At 72.9% G+C, this 14,852-nt stretch carries 11 protein-coding genes; 4 read left to right on the forward strand and 7 right to left on the reverse strand.

The window, feature by feature from the left end; translation table 11 throughout:
* Positions 1 to 113: 113 nt before the first annotated feature.
* The 6 genes from RIB45_RS02460 to RIB45_RS02485 form a co-directional block, all read right to left on the reverse strand.
* Positions 114 to 1,148, reverse strand: a complete 1,035-nt coding sequence (locus RIB45_RS02460) for a TRAP transporter substrate-binding protein (protein ID WP_350048418.1) — start codon at positions 1,146 to 1,148, stop codon at positions 114 to 116.
* A 150-nt stretch (positions 1,149 to 1,298) separates the two neighbouring features.
* A complete protein-coding gene (ptsP, locus tag RIB45_RS02465; protein WP_350048420.1) occupies positions 1,299 to 3,110 on the reverse strand; it encodes a phosphoenolpyruvate--protein phosphotransferase in 1,812 nt (603 codons plus the stop codon).
* A gap of 34 nt (positions 3,111 to 3,144) precedes the next feature.
* Positions 3,145 to 3,414, reverse strand: coding sequence for an HPr family phosphocarrier protein (locus RIB45_RS02470; RefSeq protein WP_502882550.1), 270 nt, complete (start codon positions 3,412 to 3,414; stop codon positions 3,145 to 3,147).
* Between the two features lie 64 nt (positions 3,415 to 3,478).
* Positions 3,479 to 3,877 (reverse strand): PTS sugar transporter subunit IIA, encoded by a 399-nt coding sequence (locus tag RIB45_RS02475; protein WP_350048424.1) that lies wholly within the window; start codon positions 3,875 to 3,877, stop codon positions 3,479 to 3,481.
* Entirely contained in the window at positions 3,877 to 4,815 is a 939-nt protein-coding gene (gene rapZ, locus RIB45_RS02480) for an RNase adapter RapZ (protein ID WP_350048426.1), read from the reverse strand. The genes RIB45_RS02475 and rapZ overlap by 1 nt, the downstream gene beginning before the upstream one ends.
* Complete coding sequence (locus tag RIB45_RS02485; RefSeq protein WP_350048428.1) at positions 4,812 to 5,435, reverse strand: HPr kinase/phosphorylase; 624 nt, start codon at positions 5,433 to 5,435, stop codon at positions 4,812 to 4,814. Before RIB45_RS02485 ends, rapZ begins: the two co-directional genes overlap by 4 nt.
* A gap of 224 nt (positions 5,436 to 5,659) precedes the next feature.
* Between RIB45_RS02485 and RIB45_RS02490 the strand changes: the two genes are divergently transcribed.
* Positions 5,660 to 6,163, forward strand: coding sequence for a DUF302 domain-containing protein (locus RIB45_RS02490; protein ID WP_350048430.1), 504 nt, complete (start codon positions 5,660 to 5,662; stop codon positions 6,161 to 6,163).
* Here the strand turns inward: RIB45_RS02490 and RIB45_RS02495 are convergent.
* Entirely contained in the window at positions 6,160 to 6,300 is a 141-nt protein-coding gene (locus RIB45_RS02495; protein WP_350048432.1) for a DUF2256 domain-containing protein, read from the reverse strand. The genes RIB45_RS02490 and RIB45_RS02495 overlap by 4 nt on opposite strands.
* 113 nt (positions 6,301 to 6,413) lie before the next feature.
* On the opposite strand from RIB45_RS02495, the gene murJ reads away from it, so the two are divergent.
* The 3 genes from murJ (at position 6,414) to addA (ending at position 14,779) form a co-directional block, all read left to right on the forward strand.
* Positions 6,414 to 8,030 carry a murein biosynthesis integral membrane protein MurJ gene (gene murJ / locus RIB45_RS02500; RefSeq protein WP_350048434.1) on the forward strand — a complete coding sequence of 539 codons (1,617 nt, stop codon included), beginning with the start codon at positions 6,414 to 6,416 and terminating at the stop codon, positions 8,028 to 8,030.
* A gap of 87 nt (positions 8,031 to 8,117) precedes the next feature.
* The gene (gene addB / locus RIB45_RS02505; protein WP_350048436.1) at positions 8,118 to 11,201 is read left to right on the forward strand and encodes a double-strand break repair protein AddB; all 3,084 of its coding nucleotides are present in this window, start codon (positions 8,118 to 8,120) and stop codon (positions 11,199 to 11,201) included.
* On the forward strand, positions 11,198 to 14,779 hold the full coding sequence (gene addA, locus RIB45_RS02510; RefSeq protein ID WP_350048438.1) for a double-strand break repair helicase AddA: 3,582 nt from the start codon (positions 11,198 to 11,200) through the stop codon (positions 14,777 to 14,779). Before addB ends, addA begins: the two co-directional genes overlap by 4 nt.
* Positions 14,780 to 14,852 lie beyond the last annotated feature (73 nt).

A 14,852-nucleotide genomic window follows, 5' to 3' on the forward strand; every position in this document is an offset into this window, starting at 1 on the left:
ACCTTCGCTCGCACGGGGGCGTCATGCACCGGTTGGCCCGGCTCTTCGGCCGGGCCGACGCAGAGCGCGGGTCGGCCGATCGGGAAGCGCAAGGCCCCCCGACCGGCGTCGCCTCACTTCGAATGCTTCTCGATCAACGCGCGGGCTTCCTCGACCAGCGCCGCGCCGTCGTGGCCGGCTTCGTTCATCTCGGCGATCCAGCCGTCAATCGTCGGCTGGGCGGCCTCCTTCCAGGGGGCCGGGTCCAGCATGCGGATGGTGTTGCCGCCGGCCTGCGCGCGCTCCAGCCCGACGGCGTCTCCGGCGTCCATGGCGGCCCCGAACATGGCCGCGGCCTCGACCCCGCTATGGGCGTCGATCACCGCCCTCAGGTCGTCCGGCAGCGCGTCGTAGGCGTCCTGGTTCATCACCATGGCGAAGGTCGCGGTGTAGAGGCCGTTGGCGCCCTCGAAGCCGGTGTGGGTGTCGACCAGCTCGGGGATCTTCAGCGGCACGGTCACCTCCCACGGGATCACCGCGCCGTCGATCACGCCCTTGGAGAGCGCCTCCGGCACGGCCGGCACGGGCATGCCGACGGCCGAGGCCCCGAGGGCCTCCAGCATGCCGGTGATGACACGGGTCGGCCCGCGGACCTTCAGCCCCTCCATGTCGTCGAGCGAGGCCACGCCGTCGCCGCGCACGTGCAGCAAGCCCGGCCCGTGGGTGTGGAGGACCAGCGGCTGGACGTCCGCGAACTCGTCCAAGGCGTTGGCTTGCACATATTCGTGGAAGGCGCGGCTGGTCGCCTCGCCGGTCGTGACCATGAAGGGGAGTTCGAAGGCCTCCGTCTTGTTGAAGCGCCCGGGCGTGTAGCCCAACACGGTCCAGACGATGTCGACCACCCCGTCGCGCGCTTGATCGAACAGCGACGGCGGCGCGCCGCCCAACTGCATGGCGGGGAAATGCTGGATTTCGATGCGCCCGCCCGAGTCAGCCTCGACCGCCTCGATCCACGGGTCGATCGCCTTGGACGGCACGGTCGCCTGCGGCGGCAGGAACTGGTGCAGGCGCAGCGTAACCTCTTGCGCCAGCGCGCCCTGCGCCGCCAACGCAACGCCGGCGGCCGTCAGCAGTCCGGCCAGCGCGGTCTTACCGTTTCGGAACGTCATGGTGTGTTCGCCTCCCTTGATGGCTTGGCGCGGGCTTTTTTCGTAGGGCTTCTAAGCGCGCCCGCCGCCTTTTTGCGCCCGTTAGCCTGCCCTATCCGCGCCGAGGCTGCAAAGCCCTTGCACTGACGGGGAGACGCGTCCGCCGCGGCGTCAACCCAGCCCGTTCAAATCGTCCAACAGGCTGGCGATACGGCCCGAATCCGGGCTGTCGACGATGGCGCGGGCGCGCTGCGCGCAGGCGGCCGAATCGAGGGTCAGCACCCGCTGCTTCACGCGGGGAATGGCGGGCGCGCTCATCGACAGGTCCCGCACGCCGAGGCCGGCCAACAGACCGCTGAAGCGCGGGTCGCCGGCCACTTCCCCGCACACGCTGACAGGCAGGCGCGCGCGTAAGGCCGCCTGGACCGAAAACTCGATCAGCCGCAGCACCGCCGGGTGCAGCGGATTGTAAAGCGCCGCCACCTGCTCGTCCGCGCGGTCGACGGCCAGCGTGTACATCGTCAGATCGTTGGTGCCGATGGCGAAGAAGTCGCTGACCTGCGCCAGCGCGTCGGCCGACAGCGCGGCGCCCGGCGTCTCGATCATCACGCCCAGCGGCGGGACGTCCTCAGCCTGGGGGACGCCTTGGCGGGTCAGGCGGCGGCGCACCTTCTTCAAGGCCTCGCGCACCCGGCGCACTTCGCCCGGCGTGGTGATCATCGGCAGCAGGATGCGCACCGGCCCCCGCGCGCCCGCGCGCAGGATGGCCGCCAGTTGCACCTCCAACAGCTTGGGCGCCTTCAAGGACAGCCGGATCGCGCGCAGTCCCAACGCCGGGTTTTCGCCGCCCGCCACGTCCGGTCCCAAAGCGCGGGTCAGTTTCTCGCCGCCGACGTCCATCGTGCGGATGGTGACGGTTCGCCCGGCCATGGCCTCGACCACGTCCGACAGGACGGCGGTCTGCTCCTCCTCGTCCGGCGGACGGTCGACGTTCATGTAAAGAAATTCCGTGCGGAACAGGCCGACCCCCTCCGCCCCGTTCTCCAGCGCCGCCGCGGCTTCCATCGGCAGGTCGAGATTGGCCTGCAGGGCGATGCGCACACCGTCGCGGGTCTCTGCCGGTCGGTCGCGCAGCCGTTCAAGCTTGCGCGCTTCGCGCGCCAGCCGCGCGCGCCGCTCGCGATAGCGTCGGCGCGTCTCGTCGCTCGGGTTCAGAACGACGACGCCCTCCGCGCCGTCCAGGATCGCCGGCACGCCGGGGCTGTCGCGACCCTTGGCCGCGGCCTCCTCGCGGTCGCGCGCCGCCTCGGCCAGCGCCTCCATCAAGCCGACCGCGCCGAGCACCGCCGGAAGGCCGAGCGAGCGCGCCAGGATCGCCGTGTGCCCTTGCGCGCCGCCCAGCGCGGCGGCGAAGCCGGCGACGCGTTGCGGGTTCATCTGGGCCACGTCGGCGGGGCTCACCGCGCCGGCCGCCGCCAGGGCGCCCTCCTGCAGCGTCTGGAAGGGATTCGTGGCGCCGCCCTGCAGCGTGCGCAGGACGCGGCGGCCGACCTCGCGCACATCCTCAGCCCGCTCGGCGAGATAGCCGTCCGCCATCGCCTCGAAGCCTTGGGCCAGCGCCTCGATTTCCCGGATCAGCGCGGCTTCCGCGTTCAGCCGGTCCTGCTCGATCCGCGCTCTCGCGCCGCGCACCAGACGCGAGCTGGAAAGCATCTGCAGATGCGCTTCCAGCACCATACCGATTTCTTCGGCGGCCGGGCCCTTGCGGCGGCGCCCCCGCAGGCGCGCGGCCTTCAACTGTCGGCGCGCCGTCTCCAGCGCCGCCTCCAGCCGGGCGACCTCTTCGGCGGTTTCCTTCGCCTTGACGCGCCGGACCGAGGCCTGCAGGCCGCCGAGGTCGACGGCGATCAGCGGCCCTTCGGCGACGCCGGGCGACACCCCGATCCCTTGCAGCACCCGTTCTTCGGCCCGTTTTTCGGCCATCGACGATTCGTCCCCCGCGGCGACCCTGTTCGGCTCAATCGGTCTCGTGGAAGCCGGCCTCGACCAGCGCCTGCAGCGCGTCGAGCGCCGCCTCGGCGTCCGCGCCCTCGGCGCTCACCGTGATCTGCGCGCCAGGGTGCGCGCCGAGCATCATCAACCCCATGATCGAGAGGCCCCCGACGCTTTGGCCGTCCTTCTCCACCGCGACGTCGGCCTCGAACGTCTCGCAGGTCTTGACGAACTTGGCCGCGGCGCGGGCGTGCAGGCCGCGGCGATTGCAGATGGTCAGCGTACGGGCGGGCATGGCCGACTCGGCGGGGACGGGGGCGGGGACGGGGGCGGGGACGGTTTCTTTCATAGGCTCCGCTTTATCGGGTCAGAAGGGCGCTCGCCACGTTGATGTACTTGACGCCGGCGTCCTGGGCGGCGGCGACCGCGCGGTCCAGCGGCTCTTGCCCGCGGACTGAGGCGAGCTTCACCAGCATCGGCAGATTCAGCCCGGCGATCACCTCCACCTTGGCCTTGTCCATGATGGAGATCGCGAGATTCGAGGGCGTGCCGCCGAACATGTCGGTCAGCAGCACGACGCCCTCGCCCGCGTCGACCGCGCCGACCTTCTCCAGGATCTCGGCGCGGCGTTGCTCCATGTCGTCGTCGGGGCCGATGCAGACCGCATCGATCTGCTTCTGCTCCCCCACCACATGCTCCAGCGCCGAGACGAACTCCGCGGCCAGATTGCCGTGGGTCACCAGAACCATGCCGATCATCAGACCCGCTCCTTCCCAATTCCGTCGCGTTTCGCCTCGGACGCCGGACCCGCGTCCCGCTCGTCGGCGGGCAAATCGCGGTGGAAGCGATTCACCCGCCGGCCCGCATCGGCCAGCCGGTCGGCCAGCCTTTCCGCGGTGTAGACGCTGCGATGGCGCCCGCCGGTGCACCCGACGGCGATCGTCAGATAGCTCTTTCCCTCGCGCTCGTAGCGCGGCAGCACGCGGTCCAGCAAGGCCGTCGCCTCGGCGAGGAACCCCTCGAAATCCGGATCGGCCGCAATGTGCGCGCCGACGGCGCCGTTCAGCCCCGTCAGCGGGCGCAAATCCGGATCGTAATGCGGATTGTCGAGGAAGCGGACGTCGAAGACCGTATCCGCCTCGCGGGGGACGCCGCGACGGAAGGCGAACGACATCACGGTCACGGTCGGGCCGTCTTCGGCCGCGTTCGGATCGGCGAACAGCGTCTTGATGCGGTGCTTCAGGTCCCAGACCGTCAATTCCGTCGTGTCCAGCACCACGTCGGCGACGTCGCGCAGCGCCGCCAGCGCGCGCCGTTCCAGCTTGATCCCGTCGGCCACCGGGCGGTCGGCGGCCAGCGGATGACGCCGGCGCGTTTCGGCGAAGCGGCGGATCAGCTGCTCGTCGTCGCAATCCAGGAAAAGGGTGCGCAGCTTCAGGCCGTCCCCCGCCCCAAGCCGGCGTTGCAGCGCCTCGATCGCCGCGGGGTCGAAATCGCGCGTGCGGATGTCGACGCCGAGCGCGATCGGCGCACGCTCCTCGCCCTCCCGCGCGGCCGCCGCCAGTCGGTCGATCAACCCGATCGGCAGATTGTCGACGGCCTCAAAACCCAGGTCCTCCAAGACGTTCAACACGCTGGAGCGCCCGGCGCCGGACATGCCGGTCACCAGCACCAGATCGGGGCCGCCGCGGGTCATGACGCGCTCCCGCTCACAAGCGGGCCGATTGCGTCGGCGTCGGCGTCGTCGTCCGCGCCGTCCGCGCCGGTCTCCCGCGACGCGATCAGCGCCAGCGCGCGGCGGATCTTCGCGGGGGTGGAGACGTCGAAAGCGTGCAGGCGAAGGGCGGGGACGGCGACGCCCAGCACCGTCTCCCGCAGCGGCTCAGGCAATCGTGGAACCGCGGCGCGCGGGACCAGGTCGACGATCAGGCTCAGCCCGGCCGAGGCCGCGCACTCCTCCGGACGAAGCGCCGCGACGCCGAGGCCGCGCAGCTCTATCCGTCCGGCCAGCGCCGGCGGCGCCTGAAGGATCGGGCCGGACGGGCCGAGGGTCAGGTCGGTGCGGTCGTCGGCGATCAGGCGCGCGTCGCCCGCCTCGATCATCCGGAAGGCGAGGTCGGATTTGCCCGCGCCGGACGGACCGCGCAGCAGCACGCCGAAATCCCGCGTCGCTCTCGCGCCCGGGCCCCCGTCGACGCGGACGGCGAGCGCGGTGGCGTGCACCAGACTCGGCGGCGCGGCGCGCGCGCCCTCTCCGCCGTCCTGGTCGCGCCCGTCATCGCGTCGGCTGGCCTTTCGGCCGGATCGCCCGCTCATGCGTCGCCCTAAATCACCCGCCGGTCGCTCTTCGCTCAGAGCGCGCGCGGCCCGCAAGCCCCCTTGCGGATCGCCCGCCGGCGCCCGAATGGGAAAAGCGTGCGGCGGACCGCGCGGGAAGTCAACGCCAAGCGGCGGCCCCGGATAACGCGATCGTCATTTCCGAGAAGGCGGCCGGCGGCGTTAGGGTTGCGTCCGATCGCCGAGACCCGAGGAGACGCGCCATGACGATCCGCCCGCCGTTCGCCGCGCCCGCCGCCGCCCTCGCGCTCGCCGCCGCTCTCTGGGCGGCGGGTCCGCCGCCCGCCGCCGCTGAGGCGGGCTATCCCTATGACGGCGTGCGGGTGATCGAGACGCAGAAGAGCTACGCCGATCTCGTCGCCGCCTTCAACCAAGCGGTGGCGGCGCAGGAGCGCGTCTTTGTGGTCACCCGCGCCAGCGCGACCGTCGGCGTCAGGAATCGCTTCGGCGAGGAGATTCCGGGCAATATGGTGGCCGGCGTCTACGGGCCCGAGTTCGCCAAGCGGATGCTGGAGGCCTCGATTCCGGCGGGCATCGAGGCGCCGATACGCTTTTACCTGACCGAAGATCCCGAGACCGGCTTGGCGACGCTGACCTATCGCACGCCCTCGGCGGTCTTCGCGCCCTATGACGGCGCCGGGCTGGCCGAGATGGCGGCCGAGTTGGACGCCATCTTCGCCGAGATCGCGACGGCGGCGACGCGCTAGGCTTTGCCGCGCGCGCGCCGGCAGGCCTCGGAGCAGTAGCGAACCTCGTCCCACACCGCCGCCCATTTCCTGCGCCACGCGAAAGGCCGGCCGCAGGCGGCGCAGGTCTTGTGCGGCAGGTCGGCTTTTTTTCGCATCTTTCCCATGCCGGCTTTTACGCCGCGTTCTGCGCGGCGGATCGGCGCGCGCCCCGAAGTCGCCTTCAAGCCGCCGCTGGCGAGCGGGCGCGAATGGGTGTATCCGAGACGCCATGGCGTTATTCAAGGCGATCGCGACCGTCGGCGGCTGGACGATGATAAGCCGCGTTCTGGGATTCATCCGGGACGTGGCGATCGCCAATGTCCTGGGCGCGGGTCAGGTGACCGACGCCTTTTTCATCGCCTTCAAGTTCCCCAACCTGTTCCGCCGGCTGTTCGGCGAGGGGGCGATGAACGCGGCCTTCGTCCCGCTCTATTCCCGCCGGCTTGAGCGCGGACCCGACGACGCCCCCGACGCGCCCGCCGGGCCGGAGGAGGCGCGCGCCTTCGCCGGCGAGGTCGCCTCGGCCCTCACCCTCTTCATGTTGGTCTTCACGATCCTCGCCATGGGGGCGATGCCGTGGATCATGAGCGCGATCGCGCCCGGCTTTCGCGCCGATCCGGAGAAGTTTCAGCTGACGGTGGAACTCGGCCGGATCGCCTTTCCCTATCTTCTGTTCATGACCCTGTCGGCGCTGCTGGCCGGCGCGCTCAACGCCAACGGCCGCTTCGCCGCCGCCGCCGCCGCGCCGATCCTGCTCAATATCGTGCTGATCGCGGCGACCGCATTGATCTATTGGGGGGTCGTCCCCGAACCCGGCCCCGGGCTCGCCTACGGCGTGGCGCTGGCCGGCGCGTTGCAGTTCGCGATGCTGGCCCTGGCGGCGAAGCGCGCGGGCGTGCTGCCGCGCGTCCCGCGTCCGCGCCTGACGCTGGGGGTGAAGCGGCTCGGCGTGCTGATGGCGCCGGGCGTCGCCGGGGCGGGCGTCGTCCAGATCAACGTGATGGTCGGGGACGTGCTGGCCAGCACGCTCGCCGAAGGGTCGGTCAGCTATCTCTACTATGCGGACCGGGTCAACCAGCTGCCGCTCGGCGTCGTCGGCGTGGCGGTCGGGATCGCGCTGCTGCCGCTGCTCTCGCGCCAGCTGAAGGCGGGGGAGACCGAGGCCGCGGCCGGCAGCATGAACCGGGCGCTCGAAATCTCGCTGCTTCTGACCCTCCCGGCGGCGGCGGCGCTGATCGCCATTCCCGACGCGATCGTAACCGTGCTGTTTCAACGCGGCGCCTTCGGGGCGGAGGCCGCGGCCGCGACCGCAGACGCGCTGCGCGCCTTCGCGATCGGGCTGCCCGCCTATGTGCTGATCAAGGCCCTGTCGCCCGGCTTCTGGGCGCGCGAGGACACCAAGACCCCGGTGCAGATCGCCGCCGGGGCGGTCGTCCTCAATGTCGTGTTGGCGTTGATCCTGATGGGTCCGCTCGCCCACGCCGGGATCGCGCTGGCGACCGCGATCACGGCCTGGGTCAACGCGGCGACCTTGGCGGCGCTCCTGGCCCGGCGCGGGCTGTTCCGGGCCGACGCCCGACTGGCGCGGCGTCTGCCCCGCATGGCCGCGGCGAGCGCGCTGATGGCGGGCGCCCTGGTCGGCGGCGCGGTTGCGCTGGACGCTTGGCTCGCCGACGCGGCGCTGTTGCGGATCCCGGCGCTGGCGATCCTGGTCGCGGGCGGCGCGGCGGTCTATTTCGCCGCCGCTCAGGCGACCGGCGCGGCGGACCTGCGCGAGGTGAAGCGCCTGCTGCGGCGCCCGCGCAAGGCGCCCGCCGCCGACGGCGGAGCCGAGATGGACGGTTAGGCGGAGCCGACATGGACGGCTAGGCGGAATCCCGTCACACTGCCGGCCGTCGATTTTTCCCGCTCAGCGCGAAAGCCGCCCATCGCCGTGTCGTCCGTCTACACCATCCCGCCGACCCGTCCCTTCGTGGATGCGCTGGCCGCCGGCCTGCTGGCGGAGGCTGAGGCCCATCCGCGCGGGGCGGAGAGCCTCGCCGACACGTTGATCCTGCTGCCCACTCGGCGCGCCTGCCGCAGCCTGCGCGAGGCCTTCTTACGGGCGAGCGACGGCCGCGCCCTGCTGCTGCCGCGCATGCAGCCGATCGGCGACGTCGACGAGGAGGAACTGATCCTGGGCGCTGTCGGCGATCCCGCCTCGGCCGGGGCGGAGTTGCTCGAGCTGCCGCCGGCGATTCAGCCGATGCGCCGGCGCTTCCTGTTGGCGCGCCTGATCATGGCCGCCCCGGTTCTGGGCGGTGCGGCCGAGCGCGACCGCCCCTCGCCGGATCGCGCCTTGATGCTGGCCGACGAGTTGGCGCGGCTCCTCGATCAGGTGCAGACCGAAGGCCTCAGTCTCGATCAGGTGTCAGCGCTGGTCCCCGATCTCTACGCCGATCACTGGCGGCTCACCGTCGATTTCCTGTCGATCCTGCGCACCGCCTGGCCGCCGATGCTGGCCGAGATCGGCGCGCTGGACCCGGCGGACCGGCGCAACCGTCTGATCCGGACCCAGGCCGAGGCCTGGGCGGAGGACCCGCCGGACCTCGACGTCGTCGCCGCCGGTTCGACCGGCTCGATCCCCGCGACGGCCGATCTGCTGAACGCGGTCGCGGCCTTGCCGCGCGGGCGCGTCGTGCTGCCGGGGCTGGATCGCCGATTGGGCGAGGCGGCCTGGCGCGCGGTCGAGGGCGATCCCAGCCACCCGCAGCACGGCCTGTCGCGTCTGATCGCACGCCTGGGTCTGTCGCGCGCGGAGATCCCGGATTGGCCCGCGCCCGGCGACGCCGAGGCGGACCCGGCCCGCGCGGCGCGCGCCGCGCTGATCGCGGAAGCCTTGCGGCCCGCCAGCACCACCGCCGCCTGGCGGCGCGCCGGCGACCTGCCGGCCGAGGCCGCGGACGGCGTCGCCTGGCTGGAGGCGCCGAGCGCGGCGGCGGAGGCGGGCTCGATCGCGCTGGCGCTGCGCGAGGCGTTGGAGACGGACGGACGCACCGCCGCCCTGGTCACGCCCGACCGCAACCTCGCCCGGCGCACGGCCGCCGCGCTGGCGCGCTGGGGAATCGCGGTGGACGATTCGGCCGGCCGCCCGCTGGCGCAGAGCCAGACCGGGGTTTTCTTTCGACTGGTCGCGGAGACCGCGCTGACCGGCTTCGCGCCGATCCCGCTTTTGGCGCTTCTGAAGCACCCGCTCGCGGGCCTCGGGCTGGCGCCGGCCGCCTTGCGCCGCGAGGTGCGCTATCTGGAGCGCGCGATCCTGCGCGGACCGAAACCGGGACCGGGGGCGAAGGGCCTGCGCGCCGCGCTCGCCGAAGCCGCCGAGGATCGCTTCAAGCGGCGCTGGCTCGACGCCGCGCGGGCGGAAGCGTTGATCGCCCGGATCGAGTCGGCGCTGGAGCCGCTGCGGCGGCTGCTGGCCGCGGAGACGCAGGCCGATCTGTCGGCCTTGATCGAAGCTCATGTCGCCGCCGCCGAGGCGGTCGCCGCCAGCGACGCCGATGAGGGCGCGCGCCGCCTGTGGCGCGGGGAGGAGGGCGAGGCGCTGGCGGAGCTGACGGCCGAAGCGCTCGACGCCGCCGCGCCCGGCGCGGGCGGCGACCCGGTGATGGAGCCGATCCCCGGCGGGGACTACCCCGCCCTGCTGGAGGCCTTGATGAGCGGCGCCGTCGTCCGACCCGCCTACGGCCGGCATCCGCGCGTCTTCATCTGGGGGCCGTTGGAGGCCCGCCTTCAGCACGCCGATGTGGTGGTTCTGGGCGGCCTCAACGAAGGGACCTGGCCGCCGGAGCCGGAGGCCGACCCCTGGATGTCGCGGCCGATGCGCCGCGATTTCGGCCTGCCGGCGCTGGAGCGGCGCATCGGGCTGGCCGCGCACGACTTCGCGCAAGCCTTCGCCGCGCCGCAGGTGCTCTTGTCCCGCGCCGCCAAGGTCGACGGCCAGCCGACGGTCGCCAGCCGGTGGCTTGAGCGGCTCGCCGTCGTGCTGGCGCGCGCCGGACTCGCCGACCGGCTCGGCCCCAATCTCGGCCGGGCTGCTGATTTCCTCGCCTGGGAGCGCAGCCTGCACGACCAGGAGCGCAGCGCGCCGCTGAAGCCGCCGGCGCCGACGCCCCCGGTCGCGGCCCGCCCGCGCAGCCTGTCCGTGACGCGCATAGAGGCGTGGCTGCGCGACCCTTACGCGATCTACGCCGAGCGCATCCTTGGCCTCGCCAAGCTGGACGACATCGACGCCGACTTCGGCGCGGCCGAGCGCGGCTCGTTCATCCACGACGCCCTCGACCGATTCGTCGCGGCCTATCCGCCGGAGCGCGCGCTGCCCGACGATGCGCAGGCGCTGGACGCCCTTCTGCGCTGCGGCGAGGCGGCGTTCGGTCCGCACGCGCTGGACCGGCCTGAGGTCCGCGCCTTCTGGTGGCCGCGCTTCGAGCGCATCGCGCGCTGGTTTCTGGCCGCCGAGCGCGCGCGCCGTGCGGAGGGCCTGGTCAAAAGCGCGACTGAAATCCGCGGCGAATTGCGCCTCGACGGGCCGGCCGGCCCCTTCACCCTGACCGCGACCGCCGACCGCATCGATCTCGTGCATGGCGGCGGCTACGCGATCCTGGACTACAAGACCGGTCAGCCTCCGACGGCCAAGGACCTCGCCGCCGGCTACGCCCCGCAATTGCCGCTCGAAGCGGCGATGGCGATGGAAGGGGGCTTCAAGGATCTGGCCCCGGCCGCCGTGGTGGAACTCGCCTTCTGGCGGCTGTCCGGCGGCGACCCGCCGGGCGAGATCAAGGCGCCCAAGGTCAATATCGGCGAGGTCGCGCTCGAGGCGCAGGACGGTTTGAAGCGCCTGGTCGCCGCCTTCGACGAGGAGAGCCGCCCCTACACCGCCCTGCCGCGCCCGACCCGCGCGCCCCGCTTCAACGACTACGCCCACCTCGCCCGCGTCGCCGAATGGGCGCGCGCCGACCTCGGGGGAGGCGAGGGATGAGCGAGCTTTCCCCCACGGCCATCCAGCAGCGCGCCGCCGATCCGACCGCCAGCGTCTGGGTCGAGGCGAACGCCGGCAGCGGCAAGACGAAGGTGCTGACCGACCGGGTGCTGGCGCTGATGGTGAACGGCGCCAAGCCGGAGCGCATCCTGTGCATCACCTTCACCAAGGCCGCCGCGGCCGAAATGGCGAACCGGCTCAACAAGCGCCTCGGCCGGTGGACGGGCCTCGACGACGAGCCGTTGAAGGCGGAGATCCGAGCGCTCGACGGCGGCGGCGTGAACGCGGAGAAGCTGGAGCGCGCGCGCACGCTCTTCGCCACCGTGCTGGACGCCGAAGGGGGGCTCAAGATCCAGACGGTGCACAGCTTCTGCCAGTCGCTGCTCGGCCGCTTTCCGCTGGAGGCCGGCGTCTCGCCGCGTTTCGAGGTGATGGAGGAGCGTGAGGCGGCCGACCTGATGCGCACCGCGCGCGACACCGTCCTGCGCGCGGCGCAGGTGGACGGCGCGGCGCCGGCGGATGCAGGGGGCGGGGAAATCGCCCGCGCGCTCGCCGCCGTCACGCGCCGGGTCAATGAGGAGCAGTTCGCCGATCTGATGCGCGCGCTGGCGGGCGAGCGCGCGCGCCTCGCCCGGGCGCTCGGCGCGGCCGGCGACGTCGACGGCGCCGTCGCCGCGGTCGAGCGCGCGCTCGGCGCCGAGCCGGGCGTGAGCGAGGAGGAGGCGGTCCGACGCGCCTGCGAGGATGCGGCGGTCGAGCTCATGACCCTGCAGGCCAGCGCGCGCACGGTCCTCGAACACGGAAAGGGCAAGGGCGAGCAGGAGCTGGCGCGCACCGTGCTCGCCTGGCTGGCCGCCGGGCCGGAGGGGCGGGTCGAGCTGTTCTCGCGCTATCGCAGCCAGTTCCTGACCGGCGACTACGCGCCGAAGAAGAACCTGCTGACCAAGGCGACGATCGAGGCCGCGCCGGATGCGGAAGAGGTGCTGCGCGCCGAGCAGCGCCGGCTGCTGCTGGCCGACGAGCGCCAGCGCATCCAGGCGACCGCAGAGGCGACGGGCGGGCTGATCCGCCTCGGGGCGCAGATCCTGGACGCCTACGCCCGGGCGAAGGCGGCGCGCGCGCGGCTCGACTACGACGATCTGATCGTCAAGGCGCGCGACATGCTGGCGGGCGCCGACGTGCCGGCCTGGGTCTTGTTCAAGCTGGACGAGGGCCTAGAGCACATCCTGATCGACGAGGCGCAGGACACCAATCCGGAGCAGTGGGAGATCGTCGGCGCGCTCGCCGAAGAGTTCTTCTCCGGCGAGGGGATCGCCGGGCCGGCGCCGCGCACCGTCTTCGCGGTCGGCGACGGCAAGCAGTCGATCTACAGCTTCCAGCGCGCGGATCCGGAAGCCTTTCGCGCCATGCGCGGCCATTTCGCCGATCGGGCGGAGGCGGCGCGCCAGACCTTTCGCGGGGTCGATTTCGACTTCTCCTTCCGCTCCACGGAGGCGGTGCTGCAGGCGGTCGACGCGACCTTCGCCGAAGCGCCCGCCGCCCAAGGCGTGGGCGAGGAGGGCCGGGCCGTGCGGCACCGCCCGCAGCGCGTCGGCGCCGGCGGGCGGGTCGAGCTGTGGCCCCTCGTCGCGCCCGCCGAGGAGGAGGGAGAGGAGGACGCCTGGGCCCCGCCCGAGGCGAGCGCGGCGGCCGACAGCCCGAGCTATCGACTCGCCGAGGGGATCGCCGAAGAGGTCGCCGGCTGGATCGGCCGGGGCGAGACGATCGAGAGCCTGGGCCGGCCGATCCGCGCCGGCGACGTGATGGTGCTGGTCCGCCATCGCACCGGTTTCGTCGACCAGCTGGTGCGCGCCTTGAAGCGCCGTTCCGTGCCGGTGGCCGGCGTCGACCGCATGGTGCTGACCGAGCAGATTGCGGTGATGGATCTGATCGCGCTCGGCCACGTGCTGCTGATGCCGGAGGACGACCTCAACCTCGCCTGCGTGCTGAAAAGCCCGTTTGTCGGGTTCGACGACGAGGATCTGTTCCGGCTGGCGCACGGGCGCGAGGGCGAGAGCCTGTGGCGCCGACTGCGCGCCGCGGCGAAGCGCGACCCCAAGATGGAGGGGGCGGTCGATTGGCTCGCCGGTCTGATGGCCGACGCCGACCAGCGCCCGCCCTTCGAGCTTTATCACGACGCGCTGACCCGCGAGGCCCCGGCGCCGCTGGCCGCCGACGGCGGCGGGCTGCCGGGCCGACGCGCGCTGATCGCGCGGCTGGGAACCGAGGCCGAGGATCCGATCGAGGAATTTCTCTCGCTCGCCCTGCAGCATGAGCGCAGCGGGCCGCCGTCGCTGCAGAGCTTCCTCGCCTGGTTCGCGCGCGGCAAGGCGGAGATCAAACGCGACCTCGAGGCGGGCGAGCGCGACGAGGTGCGCATTCTGACCGTCCACGGCGCAAAGGGCCTGGAGGCGCCCGTGGCGATCCTTCCCGACACCGTCTCCAAGCCGCGCGGCGGGCAAGGCCCGGCCTTGCGGTGGTTCGACGCGCGCGACGAGGCGGGCCGCCTGCGCACCCTGCCCTTGTGGACGCCGAAGAGCCGGTATGAGGAATCGCTCGCCCTCGACCTCAAGCTCGACGAGGAGCGCGCGCGCGAAGAGGAGTATCGCCGCCTCCTCTACGTCGCCATGACGCGGGCGCAGGATCGTTTGATCCTGTGCGGCTTCCACGGCAAGACGGCGCCGGCCGACGATTGCTGGCATCGCCTGGCGAAAGCGGGGCTGGAGCGGCTGGCCGACGCGCCCGGCTTCCGGCGCGAGGCCGACGCCGTGATCGCGCCCGCCGCGCCGGTCGCCTGGACCGGCGAGCGGCTGATCTTCGAGCGCCCCCAGGCCGCAGAGGTCGCCGCCGCCGAGACCGCCGTCGCCGGCCCGCCGGCCGCCCCCCAGCCCGACTGGATCGACCGCCCGCCGCCGCAGGACCCTTCCCCGCCGCGCCCCTTGAGTCCCTCGCGTCCGGCGGAGGAGGACCCGCCCGTGCGCTCGCCCCTCCTGGCCGGCGGCGGCGGCGCGCCGGGCGCGGGCGCGGTGCTGCCCTTCCGGCGGGGGCGGCTGGTCCACCGATTGCTGCAGACCCTGCCGGACTTGCCGGCGGCGCGCCGGCGCGCGGCGGCGCAGACCTATCTCGCCCGCCCGGCCCACGGGTTGAGCGAGGACGAGGCCGCGGCGCTGGCGGACGAGGTCATGGCGGTTCTTGAAGCGCCGGCGCTCGCCGAGCTCTTCGCGCCCGGAAGCCGGGCGGAGGCGCCGATCGTCGGATTGGGCCCCGAGGAGGCGGACGGCGGCCGCCCGGTGATCGCGGGCCAGGTGGACCGGCTGCGGGTGACGGATGAGGCCGTCCTGATCGCCGACTACAAGACGCTGCGCCCGCCGCCCGCCGATCCGAAAGACGCGCCGGCCGCCTATCTGCGCCAGATGGCGCTCTACCGTCGTCTCTTGGGGGAGATCTATCCAGGCCGTCCGGTGCGCTGCGCCCTGGTCTGGACCGACGGCCCGCGGCTCGCGCTTCTCGAGGACGCGCTGCTCGATCGGTGGGGGTGAAGACGGGGCGCGCGCCCTCCCGTCGGGCCGGACTTGGTCCGGCCCGACAGCGTCTCGCGGCGCCGGCGCCTGT

The organism is Marivibrio sp. (assembly GCF_040218065.1).
Classification (GTDB): domain Bacteria; phylum Pseudomonadota; class Alphaproteobacteria; order UBA8366; family Aestuariispiraceae; genus Marivibrio.

Excerpts from the sequence above, each read along its gene's own strand:
- RIB45_RS02460 (WP_350048418.1), bottom strand. The coding sequence starts at position 1,148 with ATGACGTTCCGAAACGGTAAGACCGCGCTGGCCGGACTGCTGACGGCC.
- ptsP (WP_350048420.1), bottom strand. The coding sequence starts at position 3,110 with ATGGCCGAAAAACGGGCCGAAGAACGGGTGCTGCAAGGGATCGGGGTG.
- RIB45_RS02470 (WP_502882550.1), bottom strand. The coding sequence starts at position 3,414 with ATGCCCGCCCGTACGCTGACCATCTGCAATCGCCGCGGCCTGCACGCC.
- RIB45_RS02475 (WP_350048424.1), bottom strand. The coding sequence starts at position 3,877 with ATGATCGGCATGGTTCTGGTGACCCACGGCAATCTGGCCGCGGAGTTC.
- rapZ (WP_350048426.1), bottom strand. The coding sequence starts at position 4,815 with ATGACCCGCGGCGGCCCCGATCTGGTGCTGGTGACCGGCATGTCCGGC.
- RIB45_RS02485 (WP_350048428.1), bottom strand. The coding sequence starts at position 5,435 with ATGAGCGGGCGATCCGGCCGAAAGGCCAGCCGACGCGATGACGGGCGC.
- RIB45_RS02490 (WP_350048430.1), top strand. The coding sequence starts at position 5,660 with ATGACGATCCGCCCGCCGTTCGCCGCGCCCGCCGCCGCCCTCGCGCTC.
- RIB45_RS02495 (WP_350048432.1), bottom strand. The coding sequence starts at position 6,300 with ATGCGAAAAAAAGCCGACCTGCCGCACAAGACCTGCGCCGCCTGCGGC.
- murJ (WP_350048434.1), top strand. The coding sequence starts at position 6,414 with ATGGCGTTATTCAAGGCGATCGCGACCGTCGGCGGCTGGACGATGATA.
- addA (WP_350048438.1), top strand. The coding sequence starts at position 11,198 with ATGAGCGAGCTTTCCCCCACGGCCATCCAGCAGCGCGCCGCCGATCCG.